18 protein-coding genes and 1 other RNA gene are annotated in these 19,056 nt (G+C 58.8%); 13 read left to right on the forward strand and 6 right to left on the reverse strand.

The features are described 5' to 3' along the window. Positions 1 to 51 precede the first annotated feature (51 nt). The gene (locus H3H51_RS13055) at positions 52 to 282 is read right to left on the reverse strand and encodes a helix-turn-helix domain-containing protein (protein ID WP_183089493.1); all 231 of its coding nucleotides are present in this window, start codon (positions 280 to 282) and stop codon (positions 52 to 54) included. A 100-nt stretch (positions 283 to 382) separates the two neighbouring features. Between H3H51_RS13055 and H3H51_RS13060 the strand changes: the two genes are divergently transcribed. Continuing rightward, positions 383 to 808 carry a hypothetical protein gene (locus H3H51_RS13060; RefSeq protein ID WP_183089494.1) on the forward strand — a complete coding sequence of 142 codons (426 nt, stop codon included), beginning with the start codon at positions 383 to 385 and terminating at the stop codon, positions 806 to 808. 537 nt (positions 809 to 1,345) lie between these two features. Here H3H51_RS13060 and H3H51_RS13065 read toward each other — a convergent pair. From H3H51_RS13065 to H3H51_RS13080, 4 genes are all read right to left on the reverse strand, one after another. Then, on the reverse strand, positions 1,346 to 2,185 hold the full coding sequence (locus tag H3H51_RS13065) for a helix-turn-helix domain-containing protein (RefSeq protein WP_183089495.1): 840 nt from the start codon (positions 2,183 to 2,185) through the stop codon (positions 1,346 to 1,348). A 231-nt stretch (positions 2,186 to 2,416) separates the two neighbouring features. Next, positions 2,417 to 2,944: a hypothetical protein gene (locus H3H51_RS13070; protein WP_183089496.1), complete on the reverse strand. Its 528-nt coding sequence runs from the start codon at positions 2,942 to 2,944 to the stop codon at positions 2,417 to 2,419. A 171-nt stretch (positions 2,945 to 3,115) separates the two neighbouring features. Next, complete coding sequence (locus H3H51_RS13075; RefSeq protein WP_183089497.1) at positions 3,116 to 3,439, reverse strand: hypothetical protein; 324 nt, start codon at positions 3,437 to 3,439, stop codon at positions 3,116 to 3,118. Positions 3,440 to 4,100: 661 nt separating this feature from the next. Then, the gene (locus tag H3H51_RS13080; protein WP_183089498.1) at positions 4,101 to 5,084 is read right to left on the reverse strand and encodes an RNA-binding protein; all 984 of its coding nucleotides are present in this window, start codon (positions 5,082 to 5,084) and stop codon (positions 4,101 to 4,103) included. A gap of 120 nt (positions 5,085 to 5,204) precedes the next feature. Between H3H51_RS13080 and H3H51_RS21375 the strand changes: the two genes are divergently transcribed. Next, positions 5,205 to 5,435 carry a carbon storage regulator gene (locus H3H51_RS21375; protein WP_183089499.1) on the forward strand — a complete coding sequence of 77 codons (231 nt, stop codon included), beginning with the start codon at positions 5,205 to 5,207 and terminating at the stop codon, positions 5,433 to 5,435. A gap of 4 nt (positions 5,436 to 5,439) precedes the next feature. On the opposite strand, the gene H3H51_RS13090 is transcribed toward H3H51_RS21375, so the two are convergent. Further along, on the reverse strand, positions 5,440 to 6,753 hold the full coding sequence (locus H3H51_RS13090) for a site-specific integrase (RefSeq protein ID WP_183089500.1): 1,314 nt from the start codon (positions 6,751 to 6,753) through the stop codon (positions 5,440 to 5,442). A 134-nt stretch (positions 6,754 to 6,887) separates the two neighbouring features. Here H3H51_RS13090 and ffs point away from each other — a divergent pair. The 11 genes from ffs to H3H51_RS13145 all read left to right on the forward strand — a co-directional run bounded on the left by ffs (position 6,888) and on the right by H3H51_RS13145 (position 19,045). Beyond that, an RNA gene (gene ffs / locus H3H51_RS13095) (signal recognition particle sRNA small type) lies at positions 6,888 to 6,972 on the forward strand. A gap of 283 nt (positions 6,973 to 7,255) precedes the next feature. Further along, positions 7,256 to 9,082 (forward strand): phosphogluconate dehydratase, encoded by a 1,827-nt coding sequence (gene edd / locus H3H51_RS13100; RefSeq protein WP_183089501.1) that lies wholly within the window; start codon positions 7,256 to 7,258, stop codon positions 9,080 to 9,082. Beyond that, entirely contained in the window at positions 9,079 to 10,032 is a 954-nt protein-coding gene (locus tag H3H51_RS13105; protein ID WP_183089502.1) for a glucokinase, read from the forward strand. Before edd ends, H3H51_RS13105 begins: the two co-directional genes overlap by 4 nt. A 52-nt stretch (positions 10,033 to 10,084) precedes the next feature. Continuing rightward, positions 10,085 to 10,822, forward strand: a complete 738-nt coding sequence (locus H3H51_RS13110; protein WP_183089503.1) for a response regulator — start codon at positions 10,085 to 10,087, stop codon at positions 10,820 to 10,822. After that, positions 10,803 to 12,260, forward strand: a complete 1,458-nt coding sequence (locus H3H51_RS13115) for an ATP-binding protein (RefSeq protein WP_183089504.1) — start codon at positions 10,803 to 10,805, stop codon at positions 12,258 to 12,260. The genes H3H51_RS13110 and H3H51_RS13115 overlap by 20 nt, the downstream gene beginning before the upstream one ends. A 150-nt stretch (positions 12,261 to 12,410) precedes the next feature. Next, a complete protein-coding gene (locus tag H3H51_RS13120) occupies positions 12,411 to 13,664 on the forward strand; it encodes an ABC transporter substrate-binding protein (RefSeq protein WP_183089505.1) in 1,254 nt (417 codons plus the stop codon). A 228-nt stretch (positions 13,665 to 13,892) separates the two neighbouring features. Then, a complete protein-coding gene (locus H3H51_RS13125) occupies positions 13,893 to 14,801 on the forward strand; it encodes a carbohydrate ABC transporter permease (protein ID WP_183089506.1) in 909 nt (302 codons plus the stop codon). Further along, positions 14,794 to 15,639, forward strand: coding sequence for a carbohydrate ABC transporter permease (locus H3H51_RS13130; RefSeq protein ID WP_183089507.1), 846 nt, complete (start codon positions 14,794 to 14,796; stop codon positions 15,637 to 15,639). The genes H3H51_RS13125 and H3H51_RS13130 overlap by 8 nt, the downstream gene beginning before the upstream one ends. 11 nt (positions 15,640 to 15,650) lie before the next feature. Next, a complete protein-coding gene (locus tag H3H51_RS13135; protein ID WP_183089508.1) occupies positions 15,651 to 16,805 on the forward strand; it encodes an ABC transporter ATP-binding protein in 1,155 nt (384 codons plus the stop codon). Positions 16,806 to 16,891: 86 nt separating this feature from the next. Continuing rightward, on the forward strand, positions 16,892 to 18,133 hold the full coding sequence (locus H3H51_RS13140) for a maltoporin (RefSeq protein WP_183089509.1): 1,242 nt from the start codon (positions 16,892 to 16,894) through the stop codon (positions 18,131 to 18,133). A gap of 63 nt (positions 18,134 to 18,196) precedes the next feature. Continuing rightward, entirely contained in the window at positions 18,197 to 19,045 is an 849-nt protein-coding gene (locus tag H3H51_RS13145) for a D-hexose-6-phosphate mutarotase (protein WP_183089874.1), read from the forward strand. Positions 19,046 to 19,056: the final 11 nt, after the last annotated feature.

Below are 19,056 nucleotides of genomic sequence, written 5' to 3' on the forward strand. Positions count from 1 at the left end.
CAGCTTCTGCAATTTTATAACCCGGTGTAGCGGGTGTCCCAGCGGGAGACTTCAGAGCCCCTCAAACAGAGAGGCGACGCTGATGCCCAGGGCTACAGAGAGAACCTTGATGGCATCAAGCGAGGGGTTGGCTCGGCCTGTTTCTATTCGAGACATGTAGGTCCGGGCAAAACCACACTTATCTGCAAACGCTTCCTGAGTGATGTCTTGCGCTAGGCGAAGCTCACGCACTCGATTGCCGAAGGCGCGGCGTAGGGACAGGGATTTTGCAGGTGCTGGCATTACCCAATGGTCTGGGCATGTGCTCTAATCGTACACACACTAATCGTGACATTTGGTCCGTTTATTTAAGGACTTCCGCGCTAGCATCTAAGGAGAGGGTATGAGTTTGCAGAAATTACTAGGTTTGATAGCGGTTGCTCTGGTTTCAGCATGCTCTACTGCTCCTGTAACAGAGCAGACAGCAGTACCTGTCCCGTCTGAGCGGATATACCAACCCTCCTATTTTGGCACTGCTTCTAATGTTGCTGGCGCTACTGTTGTCTTTCTAAGGGATTCTGGGTTATTCGGGGCAGGGTGTAGTCATAACATTTATGTCGATAACATAAAGGTCTTTTCTATACGCAATGGAGAGCAGGCTGTTATTCATGTTCCGGCTGGTCAGCATTTCTACAGGCTAGAAACTGGTGTGGGGCCATGCCCCAATATTGCCACCTCACAAGAAAGCTCTATTTCTGGTGGTGCCAAGCAGGTGTACCGTATTCTATTACCATCCGATGGTAGTCTCAGGCTCACTAGGGTTGAGTGAGTTGTGAGTTTACAAGTTAAGAAATTGGAGTGGCATGTCTGAGTGAAATGCTACAGGTTATAGAATGTCACGCAGTGCGTGACGGCTATCAATCCTCACGCGATGCGTGATGGGGGGTACAGTCTAGATATAAGGCTGCCACTATGCTGCAAGCAGCAGCCAAATGTTAAGGTTTCAATTGCTCACGGTAGCCGTGATTTTTTATATAAGCATACGCGTACGCGTATATTATTTAGGCTGGGATATAAGGCTGCCACTATGCTGCAAGCAGCAGCCCAGTCTTCGTGTACCTGATATGTCACGGTAACCGTGATGACTTCAAGTCTCAGCATGCCTGCCTTGCAGCATTCAGTATGCTTTGAATTTTACGACTACCTGAAGTCGTGACGTTAACGTCACCAGCATAGATATATTGAGACGATTATCGTCTCATTAATCTTTATGGCGAGCTTGTCGCTCTGTAGCAGTCGATACTGCTCTTACTATATCTGTCGCTAATTTCTCTTATTGACCCCCCCAGGTATCGGGAGGGATGGGTTACGCTGCTAGTGCCTCCTGCTCCCATCGTTTGATGGTGTTCTTGGAGGCTCCTAGTCTTCTAGCGGTTTCCTTGATTGGTATTCCCTGTGACCTCATCTCAAGAGCTTGTAGTCGTCGGTCTGCGTCTGGCTTAAGAGGAGCATCAATCGCATCAGCGCTTGCGCTAGCTGTTGGCCAAAGCGGATCGAAGTCGATCATCATTCCTATGGAATCTAAAATCCTTGGATGACGCTCTAGGTGCAGGGCTACGCCTCTAAGGGCAAATCTCGCGGCTTTGACAACCCTCTGGAGCTGTCTAGTGCTCATTGGTTCATGGTCATGATTCAGAAGGTATTCTGCGGCCATGCGGACTGAAATTTCCGGAAGGCTCAGGAGCTTTTTAACATCTGCGTAAGCGACGCTGAGGTTTCCGTTGATGATGCCGGGGCCACCGCAAATTGCACCAAAAATAATGTCATCTAACCAAGGGGTCGGTATTCCTTCGATACGGAGTGCTTGGAGAGCGTGGAACAATGGATTGCTTACCGCTCTGGCGATTCGACCCGCATTGCTTCCTGCAGGTACGTTTGCGGCGGACGATATTGAAATTACTTCCGCGAGTGGGCTAGTTATGGGTAGGGGCTCGGGGAGAGCTAGGGGAGATCCCTCGTCATCTACGATGAAGCTCCTAGAGCTACCGCTGTGAGGAGGCGGGTAGTCGTATTGGGGGGAGGTGTACTGCGAACAAGCATACTCACCAATCACTTCGCCTGTGACTTTGAGAAAAATGCATTCGCCAATGACTGCGGCCTTTCTTTCTACAAGTGCTTGGTGGATGGCTTCGGGGGTGTATTTCATTATGGTTCTCCATGTAATTTTCAGCTCATAGGCAAATCCTCGCTGGTTGCCAGACTCGGTTTAGAAAGCAAAAGCCCCCATTTCAGACAATAGAAGCCCGTGCTGCTCAGCGGCCTAGTGGCTTGAGTAGTGGCATGTCTGAATATGGGGGATATGCTGTAACCAACCTGAGCAGGCTGGGGCGACGTTTATATCAAAAAACTGCTAATTTGTCAAGGTTGATACCTTGCGTCAAGCTGCTGTTTGATGGTAGGCGGAAACAAGCTCATCAAGGGCAGTTTGCCGTTGCTGCTGTAGCTGCGCTTGCAAAGTCTGCTCTTCTTGGCGGAGTACGCGTCTCTTCTCGATTTCCAACGAAAGCTGTAGCTGACGATCAGTCTCGGCACTATTTCGCTTGAAGCGATCTTCTTCGTACTGCAGTGCTGCGGCCTTTCTGATGTCTGCCAATTCGTCTTGCTGCAAGCGCTCGGATTTGATCAGGAGAAGCGAGATATCCATACCGCGTAGGGTGCAGTGGGCTGTCGGATGGATTGAGTATCCTTCTGCGATAAGGTTGCTCAGTTCGGTGAGTGAGTCAGCAATAGGGCCATACCGCTTGAACTCAACGTTTGCTGCTAGAGCTGGGGTGTGCATCGATTCAGTCCTGATACTGTAGCTCCGCACTGCGTGCTCGATGCAGGCATCTAGTTCTGCTTGTTGGTGAGGAAAGAACTCAGCCACCCCCGTAGTGGTGCCGTATTTCTGTTTTTGTGTAGCCATTATTTTCTCCAATTTGAGAATGAGTTTGTCTGCGTGCCGAAAATGGCCCGAGACCTAGGTATTTTTAAGGTTAGAAGCCACGGAATACGCGGCCTCCAGAGGGGCTAAATACAGTACCCGGTACATAGGTACTGCTAGCTGTTTTCGTTGCTCTGTAAGCCAGCAAATACGTTATGCAGCTTTGCGGATTTTTGCTCGACGTTGCCGGATTCGGCACGGATATTCGGTAGACCGCTTGCGAGCTGTAACGCCTTGTTGAAAAACTTCCCACGCTTTACCGGTATATAACTCCAGAAGAGAGGGCGAGGCTTTCAACAAGGCGCCAAAATCAACAAGCTTACCGGAGCATTTTTCTTGGAGCTGATAGTACTTATCCAGTTGCTTATCAGTGACGGTGATGAATTTCGTATCGGGGGTACTCTTTGGTTGCCTGGAAGAGGCAATAATTCCCATTACTAGATTTGACGGTGTGTGGATCATTAACCAGTTTGACATTAATTTTTCATTTCCTTTATATCCCTAATCAGTCCTTTGCGTTTCACTGCGCAGGTTTCTTTATGCGTCCTACTCTCTGTAGGGCGGTGCGGTTGAGTCATGTCAGGCTGCGTCTTTGTTGGTGACCTCACTTAACTCTGCTTCGTACTCATGTGCTAGCTGTTCCTGGCGGCTCCTGCTGGCATGTCTCCACGCTTGTGTTTGGCAGCTGACGCGACAGTACTTGGCAAGTGTGCTTTTAGCGTAAAAATTATTTCCACAATGCGAGCACTCGATTTTCCTGATCTTGCGCTTTGTTGTCATAAGGGTCTCCTAGTATGACTGATATTAATTAAATGGCGTAAAAAAGCCCTAGCTCTAGCGTTGACCGGGGAAGAGCTAAGGCAATCATCTTCTGCTGCATTCAGATGAGGAAATAGCAAAGCAACCTACAGAGCTAAGTGCTCTTAGGTTGTTTGGCAGCTGTTGGGATTTTCCAATTCGACGTATTTAACGCCCTGTCGGAGGCGGCAGCATCAGAGAGGATTACTGATGCGAATTTGCAAAGAAGAGATGTTGGTGGATTTTAATCCACCAATAAAGAATACTATATCACAAAGTTCTTGATTGTCAATGCCTGGGTGATGTTTGAGTTAACTTTTATTTGAACTTTATGGCGAAGTTATTTTTGCGGCTGCAGGTTGGATAGTAGAGTGTCACAGTCTAAATAATAGTACTCGTCCAGATCCGAAAACATTGGTGCTGAGTACGGCGCTTTTGGTTGTGCGATTTTGTCGAAATCATGCTGGAAGTGCAGTGAGTGGAAAAGTTTTTTGTCTATGTAAAGCTCTTTAGGTTCGTGCCTCCCTGCGCGAATTGCAGTGCGTGCCGCGTCATCAATGGAAAGAAGCTGGGCAAATGGTAAGCCCAAACTGTTCAGTGAGATGTGATTGCCTGAGGGCGAAATGTGGTGTGGCGATGAGTCGTTGTACTCATTTACTCCTTGGGTGATTGCGGCGTATACCTCCATCCCTAATTCACGTTGAAAAGCATCGGCAATACTCGGGAATAGGCGAATTAAAGCTTCTGGTTCGTATGAGTACGAGATGTTGCTGTCGTACTGACCCACGAACCAATTGCTCTTCAGTAGTAGGCTGTCAGCAAAGCTTACAAAAGAGACACTAGTGGCTGAGGATGCAATATCGTCGATTCGAGAGCGAAGGCGCATCAGGCTTTCACTGTTGAGGCTGCCATCTCGTAAAGCGGTTCTGACCCCGATTGCATCAATCAAAGCAAATGCTGAATAGGGACGTAGGTGCAGGCTCGAAAGCCATGAGTCCTTTACGAAAATATGAGGACGCTCGTCATAATTAGGGCAGCCCACACAGATAACGAAGGCTTCGCGTGGGAGTAAAATCGACACCTCGTGAAATCGATCATTCAGGTTTGGGTACCACGATATTTCAAGCGAGTTTGGATTGACTCTCCGGATAGATGCATAGCTTATGTAGCCGACAGTTTGAAAGGCTTTTCCCTTGAGCATGCCGACAACAGCTGCTTCGTATTCGGGCATCCACTGCTCACCCATCAGATATAGGTCTCGATTAAGCGGTGCGTCCTCAAAGGGGTGGTGCTGAAATTCGGGGTGTGAGAATGGGGTGGCCATGATGGCTCCTAATGTTCTATTTGGTTGATAGCAGGTTGCCTTGATTTGCTTGCGACCGCTTATGTTAGTGGCTTAGGCTGCAACTTGCAGGATGCACTCCACCTCTGAAGGAATATGGCTATGGGTTTTCTCAGTCTGACTCGCCATGAAGGCGAGGAAATTCGACTAACAATTGATCCAGGCGTCGATGCTGAGGTGCTGTTACGTAACTTGCTACGCGATGGCATCACCATCCATGTAACAGAGATTCAGAGGGGTAGGGTTTGTGTGAGCATTGAGGCTCCGCCGCAGGTGATGATCCTACGAACGGAGCTAGTCGATAGCGCCTTGGCGACTGGTCTATACAAATAGGAGCTTAGGGCTGCTGTGGGGGTAATTGCTCTAGGGCCTTCAGCATTGCTGCAATAGGAGTTCTGCTGCCATAAATTCCGAAGGTAGTGGAGCTGTCCTCATGGCCGACCATTCGCTTCACCAATGAATCCTGTACTCCACAATCACGCATCTCATCAATAAATGTGTGTCGGAAGCTGTGGAATGTCTTTCTGCTGTCGCTGATGCCTAGCTTGAGTTTGTAGCGGCCAAACCATTTGCTTGGCGCGTGGCCGTATTTCCCTCTGACGGCCTTGAGGTCTGCGAAAAGCATCTGCGCTCCGACGGCGCTCACCTTTTCAACGTAGTCCAAGAAGCCCAGTTGCAGAAGAGATGGCGCAAGCGGAATCACTCTGCGGCTTCCAGGGTTTTTCAGCTGCTGACCTTCGTGTTGGTCAGCGATCCTGATGCAGTGGATTCCGTTCACGCTGGTGATGTCATCGGTATAGAGCTGGCATAGCTCTTCCAGGCGAGCGCCTGTGGTGCGTCCCAGCAAAGGTATCCAGAAGCGCCAGGGATGTTTCTTTGCTTCCTGTCGCAGTGTGGGTAGATCAAGCAGTTTGGCTAAGTCGTCAGTGTCGAATGAAAGCCGGGCTTCCTTGGCTGAGCCGGTCATGACCTTCACGCCAGTTAGGGGGTTGGTCGAGAGGTATCCATTGGTCTGGCACCATCCAAAGAAAGCAGTCAGTTTTCGTAGCCTGTTGTTGACTGTGACTGCTGATATTGGTTTGTACGCTCGTCCTGAGTCGATCACCTGTCGCAGTGTCATACCCTCGAATTCTGGTTTGAGTCCAAAGTACTGCGGGCACCGGCTCAATCGTCCTTTGAGGGCTCTGGCGTGTTCACTGGAGAAGCTGGCTGCATCCATGTCGCCCATCAGCTCGAACAGTTCTTTGAGTGCTCTTTCGACTTCCTGAGCACTTACCACTCTCCAAGTGCCACTCCTTGTCCCCTCATCTAGGTAGAGCTTGGCCAGGGTGCTGAGAAGAGGGCCTTCTATTGTGGCTTTGGGTGTGGCTTCGCTGATTCTGTGCTGAGAATTCATCTCAGCTTTTATCGGTGGCGGCGGGGTGTCCCGGAGCCAAGCGGCACAGTGCTTCCTGAGTATCGAAGGCCCGTCCAGCGGGTGTTCTGCGAGATGGAGGTGGACTTTTTGGGCAATAGAGCTGGCGAGGAAAATGGCGGATTGCCTATCCCTTATGTCTAGGCTCAAGCGCAATGTGTGACACCGATGTGTGTGGGTCTTTGGGAGGCGGAGATTGAGGTAGTAGAAGGCTCCGCGCCTGATGATGTAGGCCATGTGTGACACCTGTGTGTGACAGCGATGTGTGACAGTCGAAGCCACACCTCGGTTTTTGGTGTCGGAGGGATTGGTAATTTCTCACTGGAAAAGCACTCCAGTAACCCCGCAAAACCCAGCCAGCCCAGTTACAATGCGCCCCGCAACGATTACCCGTTAACCTGGTCAGGCCCGGAAGGGAGCAGCCACGGCGGGAACATTGTGTGCCGGGGTGTGGCTGGTGGGGTCGCCTCCATAACCCACTCAGGGTTATTCGTTTACTCCCCTGATTCTGCGTATTTCCGACCTGTTGCCAGTGCCTGGCTGAGCAGGGCGCTAGCATTCTGCTGTGCGCGTATTGTTCGAGCGACATCACATCTGCCTGTTCATGCCCCTGTGATCGCGTATCGGGTGGCAAAATGTTGTTTAAACAACAACAAAATCTAAATTTTGTTCAGTTGTTGTTTGATTGATGGTTTTTTGATTGGTATAAAAACAAGATATCTCAGTCGGAGCCACCCTCATGCACCCCCGTGTCCTTGAAGTCACCGAGCGTCTGATCGAGCGCAGTCGTGCCACGCGTGCGCGCTATCTGGCGATGATTCATGCGGCGGCCAGTGAGGGCCCGGTGCGCGGCAAGTTGCAATGTGCCAACTTCGCCCACGGGGTGGCCGGTTGCGGCAGTGAAGACAAGCAGCGCCTGCGCCTGATGGATTCGGCCAACGTGGCCATCGTCACCGCCTACAACGACATGCTTTCTGCTCACCAGCCCTATGAAAAGTATCCGGAGCAGATCAAGCAGGCGCTGCGTGATATCGGCTCGGTCGGCCAGGTGGCCGGTGGTGTACCTGCGATGTGCGATGGGGTCACCCAGGGCGAGCCGGGCATGGAGCTGGGGATTGCCAGCCGCGAAGTGATTGCCATGTCCACCGCCGTGGCGTTGTCGCACAACATGTTCGATGCCGCTGTGTTCCTTGGCGTCTGCGACAAGATCGTCCCCGGCCTGATGATGGGCGCCCTGCGCTTTGGCCACCTGCCATCCCTGTTCATTCCCGCCGGGCCGATGCCCTCCGGGTTGTCGAACAAGGAGAAGGCCGATGTGCGCCAGCGCTATGCCGAAGGCAAGGCGGGCCGCGACGAGTTGCTCGAATCCGAAATGAAGGCCTATCACAGCCCCGGCACTTGCACCTTCTACGGCACCGCCAACACCAACCAGATGCTGATGGAGATGATGGGCCTGCACCTGCCGGGCTCCTCCTTCGTCAACCCGAACACACCGCTGCGCGATGCCCTGACCCTCGAGGCGGCGCGCCAGGTCACCCGTCTGACCAAGCAGGGCGGCAACTTCCTGCCGCTGGGCGAGTTGATCGACGAGCGCGTACTGGTCAACTCCATCGTGGCCCTGCATGCCACCGGCGGCTCGACCAATCACACCCTGCACATGCCGGCGATTGCGCAGTCCGCCGGTATCCAGCTGACCTGGCAGGACATGGCCGACCTTTCCGAAGTGGTGCCGACCCTGGCCCACGTCTATCCCAACGGCAAGGCCGACATCAATCACTTCCATGCCGCCGGCGGCGTGGCGTTCATGGTGCGCGAACTGCTCGATGCCGGGCTGCTGCATGAGGACGTCAACACCGTGATGGGCCGTGGCCTGCGCCGCTACACCCAGGAGCCATTCCTCGAGGACGGGCGCCTGGTATGGCGCGAGGGGGCACAAGTCAGCCTCGACGACAGCATCCTGCGCCCGGTGTCGCGTCCGTTCTCACCGGAGGGCGGCCTGCGGGTGATGGTCGGCAACCTCGGGCGTGGGGTGATGAAGGTGTCTGCGGTGGCCGCCGAGCATCAGGTGGTGGAAGCGCCCGCGAGGGTATTCGAGGATCAGCAGGAGCTGGTCGATGCCTTCAAGGCAGGCGAGTTGGAGCGCGATTTCGTTGCCGTGGTGCGCTTCCAGGGACCGCGCTGCAATGGCATGCCTGAGCTGCACAAGATGACGCCGTTCCTCGGCGTGCTGCAGGACCGTGGCTTCAAGGTGGCGCTGGTAACTGACGGGCGCATGTCCGGTGCTTCTGGCAAGATTCCGGGCGCGATTCACGTCTGCCCCGAGGCCTACGACGGAGGTCCACTGGCGCGCGTGCATGACGGTGACATCATTCGCGTCGATGGCCAGGCCGGCACCCTGGAAATCCGTGTCGAAGCCAGCGAATTGGCCACCCGTGCATCCGCCACCGTGCCCGCCGGGCATGGCGTGGGCTGTGGGCGTGAGCTGTTTGCCTTCATGCGTGCGGCGTTCAGCTCGGCGGAGCGGGGCGCGAGTGCCTTTACCTCGAACCTGGAGAATCTGCAGTGAAATTGGCTTTGGTGGGCGATATCGGCGGCACCAACGCGCGCTTCGCCCTGTGGCGTGACGGGCAGTTGGAGTCCGTGCGGGTGCTGGCTACGGCCGACTTCGCCACGCCGGAACAGGCCATCAGTCACTACTTGATCGACCTTGGCCTGGCGCCGGGTAGCATCGGCGCGGTGTGTCTGGCGGTGGCCGGGCCGGTCGGCGGTGAGCATTTTCGTTTCACCAATAATCACTGGCGCCTGAGTCGCAGTCATTTCTGCCAGGCGTTGCAGGTGCAGGAACTGTTGCTGGTCAACGACTTCACTGCCATGGCCCTGGGCATGACCCGTGTGCGCGAGCACGAGCGGTTGCAGATTTGTCCGGGCGTGGCCGAGCCAGGTAGCCCTGCGGTGGTCATCGGCCCTGGCACCGGGTTGGGTGTCGGGACCTTGTTGTCGCCAGCAGAGGGGCGCTGGCAGGCGCTGCCGGGCGAGGGCGGGCACGTCGACCTGCCTATCGGTAGCCCGCGCGAGGCACAACTCTGGCAGCAGCTGTTCAATCAGCTTGGCCATGTGCGCGCCGAAGATGTACTCAGCGGCAACGGTCTGCTGCAGCTGTATTTGGCCATGTGCACGGTGGATGGCCAGGTGCCGAGCCTCAGCACGCCGGCGCAGGTCAGCGCTGCGGCGCTGTCCGGTGATGCCTTGGCGGCACAGGTGCTCGACCAGTTCTGCATCTGGCTCGGTCGTGTGGCCGGCAACAACGTGCTGACCCTTGGTGCGCGCGGCGGCGTGTATATAGTTGGCGGCGTGGTGCCGCGTTTCGCCAGTTTCTTCCAGGCCAGCGGCTTTATTCGCAGCTTTTCCAGCAAGGGCTGCATGAGCGGTTATTTCGAAGGCGTACCGGTATGGCTGGTGACGGCCGAGTATCCTGGCCTGGAAGGCGCCGGCGTAGCGCTGGAACAACATCAGTAGAAAGGGCGCGGGCCCGCTCCCGGCAAGCACACAACAAGAAAGGACGGCGGACGTGAGCCAAGCCGGAAGATCCATCCTCCTGGTCGATGACGACGAGGAAATCCGTGACCTGTTGCAGGTCTATCTGAGTCGCGCTGGTTTTCAGGTGCGGGCCGTGGCCGATGGCGCCGCGTTTCGCCAGGCCCTGGGCGAAGGCCTGGCCGATCTGGTGATCCTCGACGTGATGCTGCCCGACGAGGACGGCTTCAGCCTGTGTCGCTGGATGCGCCAGCACCAGCGTTTCGCCCAGGTGCCAATCATCATGCTTACTGCCAGCTCCGACGAAGCCGACCGGGTGATCGGCCTGGAGCTGGGGGCCGACGACTACCTGGGCAAGCCCTTCAGCCCGCGCGAGTTGCAGGCGCGGATCAAGGCGCTACTGCGGCGCGCCGGCTTTGGCCAGGAGCGCACGATGATCGAGGTGCTGGCCTTCGATGAGTGGCGCCTGGACATGGTCAGCCACCGGCTGTTCCACCTCGATGGCGAGGAAGTGATTCTCTCCGGAGCCGACTTCGCCCTGCTCAAGCTGTTTCTCGATCACCCGCAGCAGATCCTCGATCGCGACACCATCGCCAATGCCACCCGTGGCCGCGAAGTGATGCCACTGGAGCGCATTGTCGACATGGCTGTCAGTCGCCTGCGCCAGCGCCTGCGCGATACCGGCAAGGCGCCGCGGTTGATCCGCACCGTGCGCGGCTCCGGCTACCTGCTCGCGGCCAGCGTCACACCGCATGCCGGTGCTGCGCTCTAAGCTGCGCCGGCTGTTGCCGGTACCGCGCTCGCTGCTCGGGCGCATGCTGCTGCTGACCTTGCTGGTGGTGCTGGTGGCTCAGGCGCTGTCGAGCCTGATCTGGGTTTCACAACTTCGCGCCAGCCAGATGGAAGGCTTACTCACCAGTACCCGCAGCCTGGCGCATTCGATGTCCGCCAGCGTCAGTTACTTCCGCTCGTTACCGCTGGGTTTTCGGCCTATGGTGCTGGACCAGTTGCGCAGCATGGGTGGTACGCGCTTCTTCGTTTCACTCAACGACAAACCGCTGGAGATGCAGGTGCTGCCGGAAACCCCGCGCAAGCACGCGGTGCTGGCTGAGGTCGATGCGGTGCTGCGGCAGAACCTGGGGCGCAATGTCGACCTGCTGGTGCAGTTCGTCAGCCCGGATGATCTGCGTATCTTCAATGGCGAGCTCAAGCTCGACGAGGTGCCGCGCTCCTGGGCCCACTATGCGCTGAGCCTGGAGCCGTTGAATCCGCCGGTGCTGGTGACGCAGATCCAGATCGCGCCGAACGAATGGCTGTACCTCGCTTCATTGATGCCCGAGCCTTACGTCAGCCTGGAAGACCAGGGCCTGCCGGCGCAGCAGGTGTGGTTCATCATCCTCACCAGCAGTTTTCTGCTGCTGTTCATTGGCATCCTCGTGCACTGGCAGAGCCGTCCGCTCAAGCGCCTGGCGACGGCGGCGAGGGAAATGTCACTGGGCGCCACCGTGGAGCCACTGGCAGAAATGGGCGGTAGCGAGGTGGTGGAGGTCAGCCGGGCCTTCAACAACATGCGCGACCGCATCAGTCGCTACCTGGGCGAGCGCAGCCAGTTGTTCAGTGCGATTTCCCATGACCTGCGCACACCCATCACCCGCCTGCGCCTGCGCGTCGAGCTGCTGGAAGATGAAGCCTTGCAGGCCAAGTTCAGCCGCGACCTGGATGACCTGGAATTGCTGGTCAAGGGCGCGCTGCAGTGCGTGAAGGACACGGATATCCACGAGAACATCGAGCAGGTCGACCTCAACTACCTGCTGCATGGCCTGGTCGAGCCCTACCTTGGCAATGGCCAGGTCACGCTGAAGGGCAAAGCGCTGGCCAGTTACCCTGGCAAGCCGCTGGCGCTGCGGCGCTGCATCGGCAACCTGGTGGACAACGCCCTGAAGTACGGCCAGCGCGCACACCTGCATATCGAGGATGATCGCGAGGCGTTCGTCCTGCATGTCGATGACGAAGGGCCCGGCGTGCCCGAGCAGCGCCTGGAGCAGGTCTTCGAGCCGCATTTTCGCCTGTCCGGCCAGCAGCAGGGTTATGGCCTGGGCCTGGGTATCGCCCGCAGCCTGGCGCACAGCCACGGTGGCGAAGTGACCTTGCAGAACCTGCGCGAGGGTGGCTTGCGGGTAACGCTGCGCCTGCCACGTCACGCCAATTGAGCGCGTGTTACATGACGCCCGGTCTATGTAACGGGTCAGTGACCATTGCGCATCCCTTTGTTACCCGCCGCGAAACGCGGCGTGGTTAGACTCGAATGCAAGCGCAAGCACCATGACTTGCACTGGCATAACAACAATAAAGGTACTTCCATGAACGCGATCTCCCGCCTGGCCGTTGTCGTTTCCCTCGCCTCGTTGTTTCCCCTTTCCGCCCTTGCTGGTGAAGTCGAAGTCCTGCACTGGTGGACTTCGGGTGGCGAAAAGCGCGCAGCCGATACGCTGAAGAAACTGGTCGAAGACAAAGGCCACACCTGGAAAGACTTCGCCGTTGCCGGTGGTGGTGGTGAAGCGGCCATGACCGTGCTGAAGACCCGTGCCGTATCCGGCAATCCGCCGTCCGCGGCACAGATCAAAGGCCCGGATATCCAGGAATGGGGCGAGCTGGGCCTGCTCACCGAGCTGGACGAAGTCGCCGACGAAGGCAAGTGGGACAGCCTGCTGCCCAAGCAGGTTGCCAGCATCATGAAGTACGACGGCCATTACGTAGCCGTGCCGGTCAACGTACACCGGGTCAACTGGCTGTGGATCAACCCCGAGGTGTTCAAGAAGGCCGGCGCCACGCCGCCGACCACCCTCGACGAATTCTTCGCCGCCGCCGACAAGCTCAAGGCCGCCGGTTTCATTCCGCTCGCCCATGGCGGCCAACCGTGGCAGGACGGCACCGTGTTCGAGGACCTGGTGTTCGCCATCCTCGGCCCAGAGGGCTACCACAAGGCCTTCGTCGACCAGGACAAGGCGACGCTTACCGGCGACAAGATGGTTGAAGTCTTCGCCACCCTGAAAAAACTCCACGGCTACATCGATGCCGACGCTGCCGGTCGCGACTGGAACACCGCCGCCGGCCTGGTGATCAACGGCAAGGCCGGCATGCAGATCATGGGCGACTGGGCCAAGAGCGAGTGGACTGCCGCCGGCAAGGTGGCGGGTCAGGACTACCAGTGCCTGCCATTCCCCGGCACGCAAGGCAGCTTCGCCTACAACATCGACTCCCTGGCGATGTTCAAGCTCAGCGATGAAGGCAACCGCAAGGCGCAGAACGACCTGGCGCGTACCGTCATGTCGCCGGAGTTCCAACAGTTCTTCAACCAGAACAAGGGCTCCATCCCGGTTCGCCTGGACCAGGACATGAGCAGCTTCGACAGCTGTGCCCAGCAGTCGATGAAGGACTTCAAGCAGGCCGCGGCAGGCAATGGTCTGCAGCCGAGCCTGGCCCACGGCATGGCCGCCTCCAGCTACGTGCAGGGCGCGGTGTTCGACGTGGTCACCAACTTCTTCAACGACCCGGCTGCCGACCCGAAAAAGGCGGCGCAGCAACTGGCTGCCGCCATCCAGGCGGTGCAGTAAGGCGCCCGCGGCCGTCGCCTAGACGGCCGCAGTCGTAAGGCGGGCCTGGCCCGCCGTTTCCTCGGATTTCGCTTTCGAGTGCATGCCTCACGGCATGCGCTGCGGGAACTGTCGCGCCGATTTTTTGCCGGCGCGGGATTGGTAGGGCGGAGCAATCCGCGTTTTGCGACACCGCCGAGGCGCGGGCTTCACCTGCCCGGCATCTGTTTCTGCGTCAACGGAGTACCCATGAGTTCAATCGCAGTTTTCACCAAGGCGTCGCCGTTCGACGCGCTGCAGCGCTGGCTACCCAAGCTGGTGTTGGCGCCGAGTGTGCTGATCGTGCTGGTCGGCTTCTACGGCTACATCCTGTGGACCTTCCTGCTGTCCTTCACCAATTCGCGCTTCATGCCCAGCTACAAGTGGGTGGGCCTGCAGCAGTACGAGCGCCTGTGGGACAACGATCGCTGGTGGGTGGCCAGCCACAACCTGCTGCTGTTCGGCGGCCTGTTCATCGCCATCAGCCTGGTGCTGGGGGTGTTCCTGGCGGTGCTGCTGGATCAGCGCATCCGTCGTGAAGGCTTCATTCGTACCGTCTACCTGTACCCCATGGCGCTGTCGATGATCGTCACCGGCACCGCCTGGAAGTGGCTGCTCAACCCGGGCCTGGGGCTGGACAAGCTGCTGCGCGACTGGGGCTGGGAGGGCTTTCGCCTGGACTGGCTGGTGGACCCGGATCGCGTCGTCTACTGCCTGGTGATCGCCGCCGTGTGGCAGTCCTCGGGTTTCGTCATGGCGCTGTTCCTTGCTGGTTTGCGTGGCGTCGATCAGTCGATCATCCGCGCCGCCCAGGTCGATGGTGCCAGCCTGCCGACCATCTACCTGCGCATCGTGCTGCCGAGCCTGCGCCCGGTGTTCTTCAGCGCGCTGATGATCCTCGCGCACATCGCCATCAAGAGTTTCGACCTGGTAGCGGCGATGACCGCGGGCGGCCCCGGCTACTCCTCCGACCTGCCGGCGATGTTCATGTACGCCCACACCTTTACCCGCGGCCAGATGGGCCTTGGCGCGGCGAGCGCAATGCTGATGCTCGGCGCCGTGCTGGCGATCATCGTGCCGTATCTGTATTCCGAACTGAGGAACAAGCGCCATGACTAGCCTGGCCGGGAAGTCTCCATTCAGCCTCAGCCGCGTGGCGATCTACGCCACCCTGATCGTTGCCTGCGCGGTCTACCTGATTCCGTTGCTGGTGATGCTGCTGACCAGCTTCAAGACGCCGGATGACATCCGTACCGGCAACCTGCTGTCGATACCCGATGTGTTCACCCTGATCGGCTGGGTCAAGGCCTGGGACAGCGTCGGCGGCTATTTCTGGAACTCGGTGAAGATCGCCGTGCCGGCCGTGCTGATCTCCACGCTGCTCGGCGCACTCAACGGCTACGTGCTGTCGATGTGGCGCTTCAAGGGTTCGCAACTGTTCTTCGGCCTGCTGCTGTTCGGCTGCTTCCTGCCGTTCCAGGTGGTGCTGCTGCCGGCGTCCTTCACCCTTGGCAAATTCGGCCTGGCCAACACCACCGCCGGCCTGGTGCTGGTGCATGTGGTGTATGGCCTGGCGTTCACCACGCTGTTCTTTCGCAACTTCTACGTCAGCGTGCCGGATGCCCTGGTGCGGGCTGCGCGCCTGGATGGCGCGGGGTTCTTCACCATCTTCGGGCGGATCCTGCTGCCCATGTCGATCCCCACGATCATGGTCTGCCTGATCTGGCAGTTCACCCAGATCTGGAACGACTTTCTGTTCGGCGTGGTGTTCGCCAGTGGCGACACCCAGCCCATCACCGTGGCCCTCAACAACCTGGTCAACACCAGCACCGGGGCCAAGGAATACAACGTCGACATGGCCGCCGCGATGATCGCCGGCCTGCCCACTCTGCTGGTCTACGTCGTAGCCGGTAAATATTTCCTGCGCGGCCTGACGGCTGGCGCAGTCAAAGGCTGAGGTAACGATCCATGGCAACCCTCGAACTGCGCAACGTCAACAAAACCTACGGCAGCGGCCTGGCAGACACCCTCAAGGACATCGAGCTGAAGATCGATTCCGGCGAGTTCCTGATCCTGGTTGGCCCGTCCGGCTGCGGCAAATCCACCCTGATGAACTGCATCGCCGGCCTGGAAGGCATCAGTGGCGGGGCGATCCTGGTGGATGGCGCCGACATCAGTGGGCAAAGCCCCAAGGATCGCGACATCGCCATGGTGTTCCAGTCCTACGCGCTGTACCCGACCATGAGCGTGCGCGACAACATCGCCTTCGGCCTGAAGATCCGCAAGATGGCGCCGGCCGACATCGAGACTGAAGTGGCGCGCGTGGCCAAGCTGCTGCAGATCGAACACCTGCTGGCGCGCAAGCCGGGCCAGCTCTCCGGCGGCCAGCAGCAGCGCGTGGCCATGGGCCGGGCGCTGGCGCGGCGGCCGAAGATCTACCTGTTCGACGAGCCGCTGTCGAACCTCGACGCCAAGCTGCGCGTAGAGATGCGCACCGAAATCAAACTGATGCACCAGCGCCTGAAGACCACCACGGTCTACGTCACCCACGACCAGATCGAAGCCATGACCCTGGGCGACAAGGTGGCAGTGATGAAGGACGGGGTGATCCAGCAGTTCGGCACGCCGCAGCAGATCTACAACGATCCGGCCAACCTGTTCGTCGCCAGCTTCATCGGTTCACCACCGATGAACTTCATCCCGCTGCGCCTGCAGCGTCGCGATGGTCAGCTGTGGGCGCTGCTCGACAGCGGTCAGGCGCGTTGCGAACTGCCGCTGGGCGAGATGGAGGAGGGCCTGGAGCACCGCGAAGTGATTCTTGGCGTGCGTCCGGAGCAGATCCAGCTGGCCAACGGCAGCGAGCTGCCGTCGATTCGCGCCGAGGTGGAAGTCACCGAGCCCACCGGGCCGGACACCCTGGTGTTCGTCAACCTCAACCAGACCAAGGTGTGCTGCCGCCTGGCGCCGGATGCGGCGCCGCAGATCGGCGAAACCCTGGCGCTGCAATTCGACCCGAGCAAGGTCCTGCTGTTCGACGCGCACAGCGGGGAGCGGCTGGGCGGGCTGGGAAAGACACGGGCCATTGAGCGGGCGACCAACGTCGCGCAGTTCAAGGGCCGTTAAGAGACGGCCGGGGCGGGTGCTGCCGTCTCGCTTCGCCCAGGGCCGGGTATCCAGGCAATACAACAATAAAAACCAGTGGAGTGGATATGAACACGATGAATAGAGGTTTGTGGCTAGTACCCTGCGCGCTGCTCGCACTGCCGGGAACATCCTGGGGTGTGGAGCTGGCGCCCGGCACGGAGTTCACCGGTTACGTGCGCAGTGGCGCCGGCGGCTCCGTGGAGGGTGGCTCGCAGGCCTGCTTCCAGCTGCCCGGCGCCAAGTCCAAGTACCGCCTCGGTAACGAGTGCGAACAGTACGCGGAGCTGGACCTGCGCCAGGACTTGTTGAGCCTCGACGACGGCTCGCAGATCAGCGTCGAGGGCATGGCCCAGCTGTACAACGAGTACGGCCACACGCCCGAATTCACCGGCGATTACGGCTTCGCCCGGATGAACCAGATGTATGCCGAGTGGAGCAACATGTCGGCGCTCAATGGCGGTTCGCTGTGGGCCGGTCGGCGCTTCTACAAACGTAACGACATCCATATCTCCGACTTCTACTACTGGAACCAGAGCGCCACTGGCGCCGGCCTGGACAGCGTGAAGATCGGCGACCTGAAGTACAGCTACGTGTTCTCGCGCAAGGATGATTACTTCCAGAAGCCGTATATCAATCGCCATGACTTCAACGTTGCGGGCTTCCAGACCAACCCCAATGGCGAGATGGAAGTTGGCGCCAGCTATATCGACAAGCCTGACAGCAGCGATGCCCACAGCGGCTGGTCGGTGACGGCGCAGCACAAGCAGAAAGAGTTCCTCGGTGGGGTCAACACCTTCGCCCTGCAATACGGTGAAGGCCCGGGGACTGGCCTCGGTTATACCGGTGATCCGACCCTCGACAGCAGCGCCACCAGCTGGCGTGCCGTGGAATTCTTCGACTTCCAGATGACCCCGCGCCTGGGTGGCCAGGTCGAGCTGATCTACCAGAAGGACAAGCGTGACGACGGTGCCGACCAGAACTGGCTGTCGGTGGGCGGGCGTACCAGCTACGCCTTTACCGAGGAGTTCAAGTTGGTGGGCGAGATCGGTCGTGACCAGGTCGAAGCGCCTGACGGCACCCGCAAGCTGACCAAATTCACCGTGGCGCCGACCTGGGCGCCGGGTGGTCCGGGCTTCTGGACCCGCCCGGAAGTGCGCCTGTATTACACCTATGCCAGCTGGAACGAAGCGGCGCAGCGCTCGGCGAGCATGGTCGCGGCGGGTTCGGCGCTGTCCGATACCGGCGTCTTCGGCACCGATCTGCACGGTTCCAACTTTGGCGTACAGGTGGAGTACTGGTGGAAATGACCGGGCAGGAGGGGCGTCGTGGTGGTCGTTGAACCACACCTCGCGCCTGCCGGGCGCAGCGCGCTGGCGGAACATCCGCTGGCGGCGCTGTTCCGATTTTCGTCGCGCCAGGTGTTCCGCTGGGACAGGCATCAAGGGCGCGACCTGCTGCTGATCGAGCATCCGTTGTGTCAGGCGGTGTTCAGTCGGCAGGGCGGTCAGTTGTTGCACTTCCAGCCGCGTGGTCAGCGCCCGTGGCTGTGGTGTGCGGCGCACTGGCATAACCTCGGCGCCATTCGCGGCGGGGTTCCGATTTGCTGGCCGTGGTTCGGCCGCCATCCCAATGAAAGTGGTTGGCCGCATCATGGCTGGGCGCGGCTGAATGACTGGCGCCTGGTGAGCAAGGAGAGCGACCGACACGGCGTGTACCTGGTCTGGCGGCTGGAACTGTGCGACTGGCGGGTGGAACTGCATGCCCGCCTGGGTGCGGAGCTGGACCTGCAACTGGTGACGCAGCACAGCGACAGCGAAGCCTGCCAGCTCAGCCATGCCCTGCATGCCTACTGGGCGGTCAGCGACGTGTCGCGGGTCAGCCTGGGTGGGCTGGAAGGCGCGCGTGGCCAGGATCTGCTGCTGCGCCAACCCTGTCAGCAGGACGGCGAGCTGCGTGTCGCCGAAGGTTGTCATCGAGTTTTTCGCCAGGCGGGGGCTCTGCATCTGCAGGACCTGGCGTGGCAGCGACGCCTGCGCATCGATACCGGCGCAGGCCCCAATTGCGTGGTCTGGCACCCCGGTGGCCGGCCGCTTGGTGATGTGTCCTGGCGCGAGGCACTGGGGTTTCTCAGTGTGCAGGTGGCTGGCTGTGGTGCTGACAGCCTGACCCTGGAGCCAGGCGCCGAGGCCCGGCTAAGCCTGCGGGCCAGGCTGGAGTAGGGCGGTGAGGT

The sequence above is a fragment of the Aquipseudomonas ullengensis genome (genome assembly GCF_014174475.1).
GTDB lineage: Bacteria > Pseudomonadota > Gammaproteobacteria > Pseudomonadales > Pseudomonadaceae > Aquipseudomonas > Aquipseudomonas ullengensis.

Excerpts from the sequence above, each read along its gene's own strand:
- H3H51_RS13130 (WP_183089507.1), top strand. The coding sequence starts at position 14,794 with ATGACTAGCCTGGCCGGGAAGTCTCCATTCAGCCTCAGCCGCGTGGCG.
- H3H51_RS13070 (WP_183089496.1), bottom strand. The coding sequence starts at position 2,944 with ATGGCTACACAAAAACAGAAATACGGCACCACTACGGGGGTGGCTGAG.
- H3H51_RS13080 (WP_183089498.1), bottom strand. The coding sequence starts at position 5,084 with ATGGCCACCCCATTCTCACACCCCGAATTTCAGCACCACCCCTTTGAG.
- H3H51_RS13055 (WP_183089493.1), bottom strand. The coding sequence starts at position 282 with ATGCCAGCACCTGCAAAATCCCTGTCCCTACGCCGCGCCTTCGGCAAT.
- H3H51_RS13075 (WP_183089497.1), bottom strand. The coding sequence starts at position 3,439 with ATGTCAAACTGGTTAATGATCCACACACCGTCAAATCTAGTAATGGGA.
- H3H51_RS13140 (WP_183089509.1), top strand. The coding sequence starts at position 16,892 with ATGAACACGATGAATAGAGGTTTGTGGCTAGTACCCTGCGCGCTGCTC.
- H3H51_RS13135 (WP_183089508.1), top strand. The coding sequence starts at position 15,651 with ATGGCAACCCTCGAACTGCGCAACGTCAACAAAACCTACGGCAGCGGC.
- H3H51_RS13120 (WP_183089505.1), top strand. The coding sequence starts at position 12,411 with ATGAACGCGATCTCCCGCCTGGCCGTTGTCGTTTCCCTCGCCTCGTTG.
- H3H51_RS21375 (WP_183089499.1), top strand. The coding sequence starts at position 5,205 with ATGGGTTTTCTCAGTCTGACTCGCCATGAAGGCGAGGAAATTCGACTA.
- H3H51_RS13125 (WP_183089506.1), top strand. The coding sequence starts at position 13,893 with ATGAGTTCAATCGCAGTTTTCACCAAGGCGTCGCCGTTCGACGCGCTG.
- H3H51_RS13090 (WP_183089500.1), bottom strand. The coding sequence starts at position 6,753 with ATGGCCTACATCATCAGGCGCGGAGCCTTCTACTACCTCAATCTCCGC.
- H3H51_RS13060 (WP_183089494.1), top strand. The coding sequence starts at position 383 with ATGAGTTTGCAGAAATTACTAGGTTTGATAGCGGTTGCTCTGGTTTCA.
- H3H51_RS13115 (WP_183089504.1), top strand. The coding sequence starts at position 10,803 with ATGCCGGTGCTGCGCTCTAAGCTGCGCCGGCTGTTGCCGGTACCGCGC.
- H3H51_RS13065 (WP_183089495.1), bottom strand. The coding sequence starts at position 2,185 with ATGAAATACACCCCCGAAGCCATCCACCAAGCACTTGTAGAAAGAAAG.
- edd (WP_183089501.1), top strand. The coding sequence starts at position 7,256 with ATGCACCCCCGTGTCCTTGAAGTCACCGAGCGTCTGATCGAGCGCAGT.